17 protein-coding genes are annotated in these 13245 nt (G+C 38.8%); 4 read left to right on the top strand and 13 right to left on the bottom strand.

The features are described from left to right. The 6 genes from DV63_RS15750 to DV63_RS15725 all read right to left on the bottom strand — a co-directional run. Positions 1-455 (bottom strand): FAD-dependent oxidoreductase (locus DV63_RS15750; protein WP_020981937.1); only part of this gene is annotated, 455 nt, incomplete at its 3' end. A 5-nt stretch (positions 456-460) separates the two neighbouring features. Beyond that, positions 461-781 carry a thioredoxin gene (gene trxA, locus DV63_RS15745; protein WP_000020199.1) on the bottom strand — a complete coding sequence of 107 codons (321 nt, stop codon included), beginning with the start codon at positions 779-781 and terminating at the stop codon, positions 461-463. An 88-nt stretch (positions 782-869) separates the two neighbouring features. Next, a complete protein-coding gene (locus DV63_RS15740; protein WP_001211682.1) occupies positions 870-1214 on the bottom strand; it encodes a YraN family protein in 345 nt (114 codons plus the stop codon). After that, entirely contained in the window at positions 1214-2479 is a 1266-nt protein-coding gene (locus DV63_RS15735) for a homoserine dehydrogenase (protein WP_000746826.1), read from the bottom strand. The genes DV63_RS15740 and DV63_RS15735 overlap by 1 nt, the downstream gene beginning before the upstream one ends. Positions 2480-2489: 10 nt before the next feature. Beyond that, a complete protein-coding gene (gene uvrC / locus DV63_RS15730; RefSeq protein ID WP_000774398.1) occupies positions 2490-4274 on the bottom strand; it encodes an excinuclease ABC subunit UvrC in 1785 nt (594 codons plus the stop codon). Next, a complete protein-coding gene (locus tag DV63_RS15725) occupies positions 4275-4736 on the bottom strand; it encodes a hypothetical protein (protein ID WP_000437144.1) in 462 nt (153 codons plus the stop codon). Here DV63_RS15725 and DV63_RS0209485 point away from each other — a divergent pair. Further along, complete coding sequence (locus DV63_RS0209485) at positions 4728-4907, top strand: hypothetical protein (RefSeq protein ID WP_000468793.1); 180 nt, start codon at positions 4728-4730, stop codon at positions 4905-4907. The two genes, DV63_RS15725 and DV63_RS0209485, sit on opposite strands and share 9 nt — an antisense overlap. A gap of 10 nt (positions 4908-4917) precedes the next feature. Here the strand turns inward: DV63_RS0209485 and egtV are convergent, their stop codons facing one another. The 7 genes from egtV to DV63_RS15690 form a co-directional block, all read right to left on the bottom strand. Beyond that, positions 4918-5559, bottom strand: coding sequence for an ergothioneine transport ATP-binding protein EgtV (gene egtV, locus DV63_RS15720; protein WP_000659436.1), 642 nt, complete (start codon positions 5557-5559; stop codon positions 4918-4920). A gap of 1 nt (position 5560) precedes the next feature. Further along, positions 5561-7222: an ergothioneine transport permease/ergothioneine binding protein EgtU gene (gene egtU, locus DV63_RS15715; RefSeq protein ID WP_000901308.1), complete on the bottom strand. Its 1662-nt coding sequence runs from the start codon at positions 7220-7222 to the stop codon at positions 5561-5563. A gap of 118 nt (positions 7223-7340) precedes the next feature. Beyond that, entirely contained in the window at positions 7341-7787 is a 447-nt protein-coding gene (locus DV63_RS15710) for a hypothetical protein (protein ID WP_001081239.1), read from the bottom strand. Further along, positions 7784-8557, bottom strand: a complete 774-nt coding sequence (motB, locus tag DV63_RS15705; RefSeq protein WP_001085326.1) for a flagellar motor protein MotB — start codon at positions 8555-8557, stop codon at positions 7784-7786. The genes DV63_RS15710 and motB overlap by 4 nt, the downstream gene beginning before the upstream one ends. Before the next feature lie 2 nt (positions 8558-8559). Continuing rightward, a complete protein-coding gene (motA, locus tag DV63_RS15700; RefSeq protein ID WP_000366185.1) occupies positions 8560-9333 on the bottom strand; it encodes a flagellar motor stator protein MotA in 774 nt (257 codons plus the stop codon). Positions 9334-9348: 15 nt separating this feature from the next. After that, the gene (locus DV63_RS15695; RefSeq protein WP_000952692.1) at positions 9349-10116 is read right to left on the bottom strand and encodes a HesA/MoeB/ThiF family protein; all 768 of its coding nucleotides are present in this window, start codon (positions 10114-10116) and stop codon (positions 9349-9351) included. Then, a complete protein-coding gene (locus tag DV63_RS15690; RefSeq protein ID WP_000404753.1) occupies positions 10117-10734 on the bottom strand; it encodes an MBL fold metallo-hydrolase in 618 nt (205 codons plus the stop codon). A gap of 131 nt (positions 10735-10865) precedes the next feature. Between DV63_RS15690 and DV63_RS15685 the strand changes: the two genes are divergently transcribed. The 3 genes from DV63_RS15685 to rsmD all read left to right on the top strand — a co-directional run bounded on the left by DV63_RS15685 (position 10866) and on the right by rsmD (position 13238). Further along, positions 10866-11876 (top strand): SAM-dependent methyltransferase, encoded by a 1011-nt coding sequence (locus tag DV63_RS15685; RefSeq protein ID WP_001256042.1) that lies wholly within the window; start codon positions 10866-10868, stop codon positions 11874-11876. A gap of 454 nt (positions 11877-12330) precedes the next feature. After that, positions 12331-12657, top strand: a complete 327-nt coding sequence (locus DV63_RS15680; RefSeq protein ID WP_000689002.1) for a hypothetical protein — start codon at positions 12331-12333, stop codon at positions 12655-12657. Further along, positions 12636-13238, top strand: a complete 603-nt coding sequence (rsmD, locus tag DV63_RS15675; RefSeq protein ID WP_001132799.1) for a 16S rRNA (guanine(966)-N(2))-methyltransferase RsmD — start codon at positions 12636-12638, stop codon at positions 13236-13238. Before DV63_RS15680 ends, rsmD begins: the two co-directional genes overlap by 22 nt. Positions 13239-13245: the final 7 nt, after the last annotated feature.

Genomic DNA, 13245 nt, shown 5'->3' with positions numbered 1-13245 from the left:
CCTCCACCAAGAACCGCTACTTCCTTATTTTTGTAAAAGAAGCCATCGCATGTCGCACAAGTGCTAACGCCTTTACCCCAATATTCTGACTCGCCCTTGATGCCTGTGCGTTTAGGGCTACCGCCGGTAGCGATGATCACGCTCTTAGCTTCAAAAGTCTTGCCATCTTCTGCCAAAATAACAAAATGAGAGTCTTTTTTAGAAACCCTTTGAACAGCGGTCATCTCATGCTTTAAGCCAAAGCGAAAGCATTGCTCCTGCCATGGTTGCATGAAATCCAACCCGCTCACCACTTCCTTAACGCCCGGATAGTTTTCAATCTCACTACTGCCAGTGATTTGCCCCCCAGGCATTCCTTTTTCAAATAAAACGGCGTTTTTAACACCGCCTCTAGTGGCATAAAGCCCCGCGCTCAAACCTGCAGGACCACCTCCAATAATCGCGCAATCTATCATGGCTACTAGCCTAGAAGTTTGTTCAATTGCTCTTTTAAAGCAACTTTAGTTTGCACGCCCACCAACTGATGGACGACTTCGCCATCTTTTGTGAATAAAAGCGTAGGAATGCTTCTAATCCCAAATTTCGCGCTCAATTCTTCTTGCTCATCGGTATTGACTTTACAAATCTTAGCCTTACCTTCATATTCGCTAGCTAATTCATCAATCACAGGGGATAGCATCTTACAAGGACCACACCATGGCGCCCAAAAATCCACTAACGCAACCCCTTTTTTAATGGTGCTTTCAAAATTTTCTTCAGTTAATTCAATATAGTGACTCATTAGTTACTCCTAAATATATGATTTTGATTAACGAGAATTATATTAGCTTAAGAATGTTAATGAAAACGCATGGGTTTTGGATAAAAATCTAAAAAGTGATGTTTTCTAAAAGTTCAAATTTACCATTTTTCACAATGAGGGCGTCAATGCAAAAATCGCTATTGGGATCTTTTTGGGACAAATAACAGCGGATCGTTTTAATTATCTTTTTTAATTTGCTCGGCGTGATCGCATAAATGGGATCAAAATTTTCCCCGCTTTTGACTTCAATGAAATGCAAAACCCCTTTTTTCAAAGCGATAATATCAATTTCGCCAAATTTTGAAAAAAAGTTCCTCTCCATTATTTCAAAACCCAGCGTTTTTAAAAATCCGCAAGCTTCTTCTTCGGCTTTCAAGCCCTTTGCCCTGTGTTTGTTATTCAAAAAGCGCATCAATTTTCCAAACGGATCATTTTAGGGGTATCCAACACGCTTTGTAGATTTTCAAGCTCTTTAAGGGCGTTCAGCATAGACTTTTCGTTGGTGGTGTGCGTGGAAAATAAGATTTTAGCCTTGTTGGAATGCGGGATTTCTTTTTGTAAGACATTGTTGAGCGAAATATCGTTTTGGGCTAAAATCGCGCTAATTTGAGAAAAAACCCCTTTTTCATCGCTCACCAACAAACGCGCATAATAAGCGCATTGGATTTCTTCTTGGGGTTTTAGGGGGAGTTTTTGAGGGGTTTCAAAGCCTAGCATTAAAGAGCTTTTTTTCCTTGCGATTTCTATAATATCGCTAATGACCGCGCTTGCGGTAGGCTCTCCCCCAGCCCCAGCCCCATAATACAAAGTCTCGCCCACTTTATCCCCTATAACGCTTATAGCGTTCATCACCCCATCCACTTTAGAGAGCATGCATTCATTTTTAATCATGCTTGGATGCACCCTTAATTCAATGCAATCTTGGTGTTTCTTAGCGATGCCTAAAAGTTTGATGCTATAACCAAATTCTTTAGCAAACTCCATGTCGTCTGGCTCTATTTTTTCAATGCCTTCAATTAAAATTTCTTCTAATTTCGCATCAATGCCATACGCTAAAGACGCTAAAATCAATAATTTGTGCGCCGCATCAATGCCTTTGATGTCAAATTCAGGGTTCAATTCCGCATAGCCTAAATGTTGGGCGTCTTTCAAAGCGTCCTTAAAGCTCGCTTGATTTTTAAACATCTGGCTTAAAATGTAATTGCTTGTGCCGTTTAAAATCCCTTTAAAAGAAAGGATATGATTAGCGCTCAAGCCATCTTTTAAAGCCTTGATAATAGGGATACCCCCACACACGCTCGCTTCAAAGCCTATGGGGGTGTTTTTAGCGATTTGCTCTAATTCATAGCGGTAATACGCTAACATGGCTTTATTGGCTGTAACGAAGGCTTTTTGTTTGGCTAAAGTTTTTTTAGCTAAAAGATAGGGCGCTTCCACCCCACCCATAAGCTCCACGACAATATCAATCTCTTCATCTTCTATCAGGCTTTCTAAATCATTACTGATTTCAAAAGGATAGCCTTTGTGCTTTTTCACGTCTCGCACCACCGCTTTTTTAATGCCAATTCCCACGCCGGCTCTGTCTTTAATGATTTCTTGATTTTCTTGTAAGATTTTAGCGACCGCGCTCCCCACACACCCTAAACCCACAAGCCCTATATTCAATCTTTTTTTCATGCCTTTTCCTTTAAATTCGTTTTTTTAAAACGGCGTTTTTTTCCTGATCGCTCGCTTTTTCTATCGCTTCAAAGCTCCCAAAATAATCCAATAATTTTTTCACGCTGGCTTCTCCTATGCCCTTTTCTTTTAAAAGAGCGATTTGTTTCATGTTTTTAAGTTTAGTGGATCTATGGAAGTTTATCGCATACCGGTGGCTTTCATCGCGCAATTTTTGCACCCACTGCAAGCGTTTGTCGCTAGGAAGCAATTTAAAAGTATTGTTAGGCGTATGGATAATGTCTTTAGCGCCCCCTTTAGAACGATAAGCTTTAGAATCCCTTTTTTCTTTAGAAATAGCGATCACTTCCACAAAACTCCCGCTGCTTTTTAAAATTTCTAAAGCGATGTTTAATTGCGCCCTCCCTCCATCAATCACCCACAAATTAGGCGGTGGCTCTTTAGCAAAATCTAAAGCCCTTCTGGTGAGCAGTTCGCTCATTTGGGTGTATTCATTAGAGCCTTTCAAATGGTAGCGCCGATAAGCGTCTTTTTGGAATGCATGATTTTCATACACGACCATTCCCCCCACGCATTGGCTGTTGGCATGGTGGCTTGTGTCAAAGATTTCCACCCTATAAGGCATGCACTCTAATTTGAAGAGCGATCGCGCTTCTTCTAAAATCAGATCTTCATTAGAGGCTTTTTCTTGGCTAAAAATTTCTTGAGCGTTTTTCATAGCGATTTCTATTAAAGCGAGCTTGTCGCCTTTTTTAGGAATACTAAGAGCGATTTTTTTAGAGTATTGATGAGAGATAAATTCTTGCAATTCTTTAAGCGTTTCATTAGAGCAAGCGTTCAATAAAATCTGTTCTGGCATCAAAGGTAAATGCGATTGGTAATGATTGATAACGGCTTGTTTCATCGCTTCATCAGTGTCAAACCCGTTAAGAGAGTGGATTTTTTCAAACGCTGAAGAAATGATTTTACCCCCACGCATAAACATTTTCACTAACACCGCTTTACTACTCCCACCATAAAAAGCAAAAATATCCAAATCATAGAGTTTGGCTAAATCCATGCAAGTGAAAGGGGCGATTTTTTGGATTTTTGCAATCCTGTCCCTATAAATGAGGGCTTCTTCAAAACGCAAGTTATTAGAAAGACGCTCCATTTTTAATTCAAGCTCTTTGATGAGTTTGTCTTTATTTTCAATCATTTCTAAACATTCTTTAGCGATTTTTAAATACTCTTCTTTGGTGATTTTGTTCTCGCATGGGGCTTTACAACGCTCTATTTGATAAAACATGCATGCCTTTTTATCTTTGATGCAATTTTTCTTTTGAACTAACGGGAGCAATTCATACAAGCTGTCCAAAATATCCTTAGCCCCGCTCGTAAAAGGGCCAAAATATTTAACGCCAGGCTGTTTTAAAATTTTTCGTGTGATTAAAGGGATAGGGAAATCGGTGGAAAAATCCATATAAATATAAGGGTAAGTTTTATCGTCTCTTAAAAGAATGTTGTATTTGGGTTTGAGCTGCTTGATTAAAGAATTTTCTAAAATCAAAGCGTCTTGTTCGTTTTCCACTAAAATCGTTTCTAAAAAAGCGATTTGTTTGACCATCATTTGGATGCGTAAGCTTGCGCGATGGTTGGGCGTGATTTCATTATTACGGACAGAAAAATAGCTTTTGATGCGTTTTTTTAAATTTTTCGCCTTACCGATATAGAGCAATTGGCGGTTTTTATCAAAATATTGATACACGCCACTGCTGTTAGAAAGGTTTTTCAAACTGGACAATAAATCAGCCATTCATTCCTCAAAAAAACTTCGTTGGTAGTGGATCAAAGCGCGCGCTTTTTCAAAACATTCATGCAAACGAGCGTCTTTAATGGGGTTATGGAACAACCCTAAAGCGCTAGGGCGAAAAAAACGGGCTTGTTTTTTAATGGGGGCATAAAAATTGGCTTTTTCTAAGGAATCTTTAGGCACATAACCTAAAATTTCCAACCCGTTCAACCCGTCAAACCCATAAGCATGCCCTTGCGCGTTTAAAAAATGGCTGATTTCTTTAGCGAATCGCTGGTTAAATTCCTTAGAAGCCCAAAGATCTTCAAACGCAAAAAGCAATTTAGAGTCTTTTATGAAGATAAAAAGCAAATTTTCTTGTAAACTTAAAGGCATAAAAACCTTAAGCTTTTTGAGTTTCAAAAGGGTTTCAAGCTTTTTATAAGACTTTTTTTGAATGAGTAAGGAGAAAATATTTTGTTCCATAAACTGATCTTAACATGCTTTTTAACGCTTGTAGCAATAACGATTCAAGCTTGCGGCTATAAAGCCCCCCCATTCAATGAAAAACCCGCTAAAAAAACTTCAAACAGCTCTAATTCTTCTATGCAAACGCCCACCAACAACACCACGCCAGAATTTTTAAACGAGCCTTAAACCATTGCTCTTATTTAAGGGCTTTGATTTCTAGGGTTTTTGTGGCTAACTTTTGCGCCTCGCTCTCATCATGCGTTACCATAATGAAAGTAGCGTGAGAATTTTGGTGTATCTCTTTGATGAGATCTTGCAAATTCTTACGATTAAAACCATCTAAAGCGCTAAAAGGCTCGTCTAATAAAATGAGTTCTGGCCTGTGGATAATCCCCCTAATAATGCCCACTCTTTGGGCTTGCCCCCCACTCAATTCATTGGGGAATTTATCCATAAGGCTCTCATCTAACCCCATTTTTAACGCTAAGGCTTTGGCTTCTTTTTGAGCGGCTTCTTTGTTAATGCCTTGTAAATTAAGGCAAAAGGTCATGTTTTGCATGGCGTTTAAATGAGAAAATAAGGAATTGCCTTGAGCGATATAGCCTATTTTTTGGCGTAAAAAAGCGTTGTTTGAAAGGGTTTCATTAAAGATTTTAACGCTCCCAAAACTGGGCTTTAAAAGCCCTAAAATCAAGCCTAAAAGCGTGCTTTTACCGCTCCCGCTCTCCCCTAAAACGCATAAAAAATCCCCTTCTTGAATGCTTAAATTAAAATCCTTAAAAACAGCGCGGTTGTGGTAATTAAAAGACACATTCTCTATTGTAACGATTTCTTTCATGCTATAACCCTAATTTTTCTAAAAAATCTTTAGCGACTATTTGGGGGCTTTTTTTCAACACTTCCACCTGATAGTTTAAATCCTGCATCATCTCATCGCTAAATTTTGAATTTAATTTTTCTAAGATTTTTAACGCTTTAGGATACTTTTTCACCATTTCTTTTCTTACAACAATACCGGCCTGATAGTTGGGGAAAAACCCCTTATCGTCCTTAAGCACCTTTAAATCCAGCTCTTTGATTTGAGCGTCTGTAGTGAAGACATCTAAAGCGTTGATTTTATGGGATTCAAAACTTTTATAACGCAAATTAATATCCATTTCATGCAAACTTCTAAAATGGAATGGGTAGGCTTTCACTAAGCCCTTAAAAGCGTCCTCTCTTTCAAAAAAGTCAAACTCCGCTCCAAAATCAAAATTTGGGCTATGAAAGGCTAGATCGCTGAAAGTTTCAATAGCGTATTTTTGAGCGTCTTCTTTAGAAATCGCTAAGGAATAGGTGTTGTTAAAGCCCAAAAGCCCCACCCACAAAAGATTAAATTCTTTCTCATAACGCTTTTTAATCGTTTCAAAATCCACTTTTTGAGTCAAAGGGTTTTTGAGCGTATTCACCCAAGCGGTGCCGGTATATTCCACATACAAATCAAAATCGCCCCTAATTAATGCCGGATGGATATTCATCGTCCCCCCGCCAATGCCAAACGCTCGCTTGATGGGAATATGGTGTTTTTCTAACAAAAGGCTTAAAATCTCGCCCAAAATATACTGCTCGCTGCTAGGTTTTGTAGCCACGACTAAGGGCTTTTCTTCTATGGCGTTTCTGGGAATGAGCCATAAAGCGCTCGCTAGCAATAAAAAAAGGAACACCGCTAAATTAAGATAAACTTTTCTTTTTTGTTTTTTGGTGGCGTTTTGAGAAAATAGGCGTTGCAAAGCGTTTTCATGCTGAAAGACGCTCACAAATTTATCCGCTAAAACACTAAAAAGGGCAATGATCAAACTACCCGCCACTAAAAGCGTGGTGTTTTGCGTGTTTAGCCCTCTAAAAATCGCTTGCCCTAAGCCTCCAGCCCCAATGAGCGCCCCAATCCCAGCCATCGCCACTAGCATCACCACCGCAATCCTTAAACCCACTAAAATTTGGGGGATAGCGAGCAAGAATCGCACTTTAAAAAACAATTCTTTGGGGTTACACCCTAGCCCGATAGCGGCCTTAACCACCTCTTCTTTCACCTCTTTTAAAGCGTTATAAGTGCTATGGACAATGGGCAATAAGCCGTATAAGACCAACACTAAAAGCGCGTTTTTTAACCCCACCCCAATCACAGGAATGAATAACGCGAATAACGCAAGCGATGGGATGGTGTAAAGGAAATTCACTATAGGGAGCAAGAACGCCCTAGCCTTTGAGTTATAAAACACCAAAACCCCAATCAAAACCCCAAACACCAGCACAAGAAAACCAGAAAGCGCAACGATGATAAAATGTTGCGCGATCAAGTCTATAAAATAAATGAATCGATCATGAAATTCTTGTATCAAATATTTTACCACGCTTATTTTTAACACTACGGCAACTAAATGCTGCGTAGCCACATCTATAGAATGGAGCAACCATTCATACAATTCTTTGATCAATTGTTTAAAAACGCCCATGCCTAGCATTATAACCAAACTTATTTTATATAAAAAGGTTTTTTTAATATTGGGTTTGAATCAAGTTCTTATCATTTTAATTATAATAAGCACAAGCTTTTTAAAACAAAGCCAAAAACTAATAAAATTAAAACTGAAAGGTGCGTTTGCCTAAATTCGTGCTTACTTCAATCCATAAGGGTTGGTTTTCGCATAGAATTTCATAGGCTACGCTTTGATTCCTCACTAAAGAAACGCTTTTAGGCGTGGGGTAGAGCGAGCAAGAACGCCCTTGATTGATGTCAATTTTTAAGATAACCACGCTCTCCACGACAGCGCTCACTTTTAAATAATACGACTCCCTAGCCCCTTGCCATTCTAAATAGGGCGTTTCTTGTGGGACAATCTCTAAAGCCACTAAAGGGCTTTGAGCCAGTTTTAAGCGCGTTTTTTGCTCCTGTTCTTTTAATTCTTGTTCTCTGTTGATCCCTTTATCAATCAAATCAAAAAGGTTTGAAGAAGCGTCCTTTTCTCTAGCGATAAGGCTCGCTAACAACAAAAAGATTAAAAGATAATTTTTATTCATGCGATTCATTCTTGCTGTTTGTGGGGATTGAATTCTTCATCTAAAATAGAATGGATCTTACTCAAATCGTTCGCATCGGTTGAAAAAAAGATTTCCACACGATTGTTTTTCATTCTGTTTTCTAAGGAGTCATTAGGCGCGATAGGGTTTGTAGATCCGTAAGAAGAAAAAGACAATTGGTTAGGATCCACGCCGTATTGTATAAGGACTTTCATCACCCTATAAGCGCGATTAGCGGCTAATTCATAATGGCTTTTAAAACGGGTTTTAACTAAAGGCGTGTTGTCTGTAAAACCTCTCACATTGATATGCACCCTTTTAGGGAGTTTTTGAATGATTTTAGCGATCCGTTCAATATAAAGCATCATGTCTTGATTGATAGTATCTGAAGTAGCGTTTTCAAACAACAAATTAGAAGGGAGCTTTAAAATAGAGCCTTGATCGATTTGCTCTAAAACACTGCCTTCGCCTTTGCGAGCGATAGTGGCTTTTGTTTCGGTATTTTGCGAAGCCGGTTTGGAGCTTTCGCTCGCCATTTGCTCTTCTTCTTTCCCTGAATCAGGCGGGATCACTACAACCGGCTGCATCGCTTCTGGCTTGGGAGCGTAATTAAAAATCTTAATGAATTCGGTTTTTAAGGCTTCCACTTTGGATTTATTGACCGCTGAAATGGCATAAAGAGCGATAAAAAGCGCAAGCAACAACGACAAAAAGTCCGCATAAGGAACCGCCCATTTTTCGCCGGCGGGGCATTCGGTGGGTTTGTTTTTCTTAGCCATGTTTAGCCCTCAAATTGGGATTTTTTAGGCTCACCGGGAGCGATGTAGTTTAAGAGTTTGTTTTCTAAATCCCTTGGGTTTTCCCCATTAGCGATGCCTAAAATCCCCTCTAAAAGAACGGTTTTTTCTTTGATAATGTCTTTAGACTTAGCCTTGAGCTTATGCCCAAAAGGGCCAAAAATCGCATAAGAACACATAATCCCTGTAACAGTAGCCGTAAAAGCCCCAGCGATCCCTGCTGCCATTTCAGCCGGGTTGTCTAGTTTTTGTAAAGCCAGCATAAGCCCCATAACCGCCCCCACTAACCCCATAGTAGGAGCGGTCTCACCGGCCGTCTCCCAATAATGAGCGGCGCCGTGGTAATACTCTTCCATTTCTTCAATGCTGATTTCTAAGCTTTCCTTAACGGATTTGAGATCCTTGCCATCTATGATCATAGACAAACCATTACGGGTGAAATCGTCTTCAATTTGTGCCACCCGCCCCTCCAAACTCAACACCCCATCTTTTCTGGCTAGAGTGGCTAATTCCACTAAATTTTTAATGGTTTCGTTCAAATTGATTTTAGGGTTTAAAAAAACAATTTTTATCTCTTTGTAAGCGGCTTTCACGTAACGAGCATGCGTGCCTGTCATAGCGGCAAAAAGCGAAGTAGGCACGATGATGATGACTGAACTCAAATGGATAATGTGCAACGGGTTGCCATCTTCTAAAATATCGCCTAGCGAAATAGAAGCGACCGCCAATACCAAGCCTAGTATGGTTGATAAATCCAAAACTTACCCCTTAATCTAAATTTCATAATCTTGTAAATGCGTGATTTTATGCGTGCCACAAACCCTACATTCAGGGTTTTTGGGTGCTTGAATTTTTTTAAAATCCATCGTTTTAATATCGGCTATAAGTAAAGTATTTATAAGTAAAGTTTCAAACCCTAAAAAATATTTAAGGCATTCGCTCGCTTGGATACACCCTAAAACTCCGGGTAAGACCCCAAAAAGCCCTAAAATAGGATTCAATCCCTTTTTAGGGGGCTTATCAAAAACACACGCTAAGCATGCGCTATGGGGTAAAACGCTCATGCTTTGCCCCCTGTATTTTAAAACCCCGGCATGCGAATAGGGTTTTTGGGCTAACACGCAAGCGTCATTAATCAAAAATTTAGCGTTGAAATTGTCTGTAGCGTCTATGATAAAATCATAAGGCTCTATGAGAGAAAGAGCGTTATGAGCCTTAAAGCGTTCTTCAAAAGTTTCTATTTCAATACCAGCATTGAGTTGTTTTAAGCGCGCTTTCGCGCTAGAGGTTTTAGATTGGTTTAAAAAATCCTGTGAATGGATAATCTGGCGTTGCAAATTACTCATATCTACCACATCAAAATCTACAATGCCTATTTTTCCTATCCCAGCGGCGCACAAATACATCAAAACCGCTGATCCAAGACCCCCAGCCCCAATAACTAAAACGCTAGATTTTAAAAGCTTCAATTGGCCTTCTTCGCCCACATCTTCTAGCATGATATGGCGTAAATAACGCTCTTTTTCTGGCCGGCTTAACAATTAAGCCATCCTTGAAACCCAAATTTTAGAATGCTCTCTTTCAGCAAAAAAACTCGTCTTATCCCCATGCCCTGGATAAATCTCTATGTCTTTAGGGAAATCTAAATTTTGAAACCTTAACAGGGACTCTTTCATGTCTTTTTCATTAGAATAAGGGAAATCATAACGGCCAATGCTGCGATAAAAAATAAAATCCCCGCTAAAAATCACCCCTTCTATTTCTATGATAGAGCAACCGGGCGTGTGTCCGGGAAAATGCCAGTATTTAATGGTAGTGTTTTCTATCTCTAAAGTGGTGCAACCCTTATTGCAAGGCACGCTAAAATTGGGGCTAAAAACCGGCATGCCCAAATGGAAAATATCATTTTCTAGCATGAACACATCGTCTTTGGGGGCGTAAATGGGGGTGTCTTTAAGGGTTTTTAACAATTGAGCGCTATCCCATACATGATCATAATGCCCATGCGTGATTAAAATCGCCTTAGGGTTTTTGGCGTTTTCCAACACCCATTCGCTGCTAGAAAATCCGGGATCAATAATAAAATCTATCCCACTAGAAAGCTTCACAATATAAGTGTTTTCTTCCACCGCCCCACACTCTCGCCTTAAAATTTCCAAACTCTAAACTCCCTTCAAACTAACCTAAAAAGTCATTATTGTTGAATATCATAGCGCAAAAATAAGGCGATTTTGACTAGAATAGCGCTTCTATTATTGTTGGTTGAGATGAGTTTAATGGAAGGAAAATCATGCGATCGTTTGGGAATTACATGCAAGAGTGGCTTTATGGGGAAAAGGGGTATTACAGAAAGGCGCTAATCGGTCAAAAAGGGGATTTTTACACTTCGGTGTCTTTGAGCAAGTTTTTTGGAGGCGCTATTGCGTTTTATATCATCAAGCTTTTAGAAGAAGAAAAATTATTTTTGCCTTTAAAAATTGTAGAAATTGGCTCTCACCATGGGCATTTTTTGAGCGATATAGCCAGTTTTTTAAACGCTTTGAGCGTGGGCGTAATGGAAAAATGCGAGTTTGTCAGCTGTGAGCCTTTAAGGGAATTGCAAAAACTCCAACGAATTATTTTTAAACAAGCCACGCGATTGGATTTGACTAGTTGCAGTTTAGAAGAGCTTGACTTTAAAGAAAAAAAAAGCGCGTTTGTTGTTTCTAATGAATTGTTTGACGCATTCGCTTGCGAGATCATTAAAGATAACAAAATGCTTTTTATCACCCATGATCATAAGGGCGTTTGGGGCGGTATTGATAAACCCACTAAAGAACTTCTTAAAAATTTGAATTTAAAACAAGGGTGCGTGCCGTTGTTTTTAGAGGCTTTCATTAAGGATTTGTTAGCAAAATTGAATGAGGCTCCTTCTTGGGTGTTTTTGAGCTTTGATTATGGCGATGAGATAGAGAGAAAAGACATGCATTTAAGGGCTTTTAAAAACCACCGAGCGCTGGATTTTAAGGATATTTTAAACAATCTGGCTTCTTTGTATCAGCAAAGCGATTTGACCTATGATGTCAATTTTTCTTTAGTGCGCTTTTTGTTTGAAAAACACCACGCGCAATTTTCATTCCTTAAACCGCAGGCTAACGCTTTATTGGATATGGGGCTTATGGGATTGTTAGAAACGTTTTCAAAAAGCGTGGGTTATGAAAGGTATTTAAAAGAAGCGGCTAAAATCAAGCCCTTAATTAGCCCTGGGGGCTTGGGGGAGCGTTTCAAAGCGTTAGAGTTTGTGAAAAAAAATAAAATGTGAATTAAAAGCATTTTGACAATCTAAATAATAAAGAGTTGGCGCATTTTTAAAGGGGGGGATTGGTATCTTGGATTTTTAGGATATTAAATATTAAGTATTTACTATGAAACACTACGCTTTCAAGGTTAGTTTGTGTGGAAAGTTGGGAGGGGCTGGCTTGCTTTCTCAAATCAAGGTAAGAGCATCAGGACATTTTAATGAAAAAGTTGATTAAAATGCTAAGTTATAGTAAAGAAGGAAGGAATATAATACGCCTTTTGCTCTTACCTTAAGCGGCATTATATCAAAAAAAAAAAAAAAACGATGTTATTTGAGATTTATTTTTAACATTCTGTTTTTCTTTTTTAAAAAATGAAACAATTTTTAAGTTTATTTATTTGATATTGGTGTTTAAAAGAAAGAATGGCTATAATTTGAAATAATTTAAGTCTGTTGATGGGATAAAGGGGGTTTTGTGAAAATTTTTCTTTCTTGCAAGTCTTTGTTGAACCAAAGGAGTTTGGAATTTTATTTGAGCGATTGCCTCTCTGCTATGGAAGTTTGCGATCTTGTTTTAAGCGATGATGAAAAGCTAGAAACCAATAAGCCCCTATGCTTTATAGAAGAGCGCTTAAGAAAGCCTTTCACCAAACAGAGCGTGAAAGAAGATATAAACAATTTTTATTGCGCTTTAAAGACGAGCGAAAAACCTTGCGAAGAAATCCAATTTTCTAAAGAGCAAAAGATCCAGCAATTACTAGAAGAATACACCCAAAAATTATGCCAAATCATCAGCCAGTAAAAAAATTTAAGATTATGGGGGGGGCTTGTAAGGGATTGGGCTTGAATTTGCCTAACATTTCTAGCACGCGCCCCACCAAAGCGATCGTAAGAGAGTCGTTTTTTAACACCTTGCAAGCAGAAATCAGTGGAGCGCATTTTATAGAAGTGTTTTCAGGCAGCGCTTCTATGGGTTTAGAGGCTTTGAGTAGGGGGGCTAAAAGCGCGGTGTTTTTTGAGCAAAATAAAAGCGCTTATAAGACACTTTTAGAAAATATCGCTCTCTTTAAAAACCGCCTGAAAAAGGAAATGGAAATCCAAACCTTTTTAGATGACGCTTTCAAGCTTTTGCCCGCACTAGGTTTAAAAAATGGCGTTTTGAATATTATTTATTTGGATCCTCCTTTTGAAACAAGCGGGTTTTTAGGGATTTATGAAAAGTGTCTTCAAGCTTTAGAAAGGTTATTAAACCGCTCTCATTCAAAAAATCTTTTAGTGGTTTTTGAGCATGAAAGCCTGCATGAGATGCCTAAAAGTCTCGCAACTTTAGCTATAATCAAACAGAAAAAATTCGGGAAAACCACTTTAACTTATTTTCAATAGGAATAGG

Origin of the sequence: Helicobacter pylori FD535, from assembly GCF_000296015.2 — a bacterium.
Taxonomy (GTDB): Bacteria; Campylobacterota; Campylobacteria; order Campylobacterales; family Helicobacteraceae; genus Helicobacter; species Helicobacter pylori_CT.
The sequence above is the reverse complement of the archived record's forward strand: the minus strand, read 5'-3'. Positions and strand labels throughout refer to the sequence as shown.

Bases quoted from the DNA above. Each gene is read 5' to 3' on its own strand.
- motB (WP_001085326.1), bottom strand. From the start codon at position 8,557: ATGGCTAAGAAAAACAAACCCACCGAATGCCCCGCCGGCGAAAAATGG.
- DV63_RS15725 (WP_000437144.1), bottom strand. From the start codon at position 4,736: ATGGAACAAAATATTTTCTCCTTACTCATTCAAAAAAAGTCTTATAAA.
- DV63_RS15685 (WP_001256042.1), top strand. From the start codon at position 10,866: ATGCGATCGTTTGGGAATTACATGCAAGAGTGGCTTTATGGGGAAAAG.
- egtU (WP_000901308.1), bottom strand. From the start codon at position 7,222: ATGCTAGGCATGGGCGTTTTTAAACAATTGATCAAAGAATTGTATGAA.
- DV63_RS15710 (WP_001081239.1), bottom strand. From the start codon at position 7,787: ATGAATCGCATGAATAAAAATTATCTTTTAATCTTTTTGTTGTTAGCG.
- trxA (WP_000020199.1), bottom strand. From the start codon at position 781: ATGAGTCACTATATTGAATTAACTGAAGAAAATTTTGAAAGCACCATT.
- egtV (WP_000659436.1), bottom strand. From the start codon at position 5,559: ATGAAAGAAATCGTTACAATAGAGAATGTGTCTTTTAATTACCACAAC.
- rsmD (WP_001132799.1), top strand. From the start codon at position 12,636: ATGCCAAATCATCAGCCAGTAAAAAAATTTAAGATTATGGGGGGGGCT.
- uvrC (WP_000774398.1), bottom strand. From the start codon at position 4,274: ATGGCTGATTTATTGTCCAGTTTGAAAAACCTTTCTAACAGCAGTGGC.
- DV63_RS15735 (WP_000746826.1), bottom strand. From the start codon at position 2,479: ATGAAAAAAAGATTGAATATAGGGCTTGTGGGTTTAGGGTGTGTGGGG.
- DV63_RS15740 (WP_001211682.1), bottom strand. From the start codon at position 1,214: ATGCGCTTTTTGAATAACAAACACAGGGCAAAGGGCTTGAAAGCCGAA.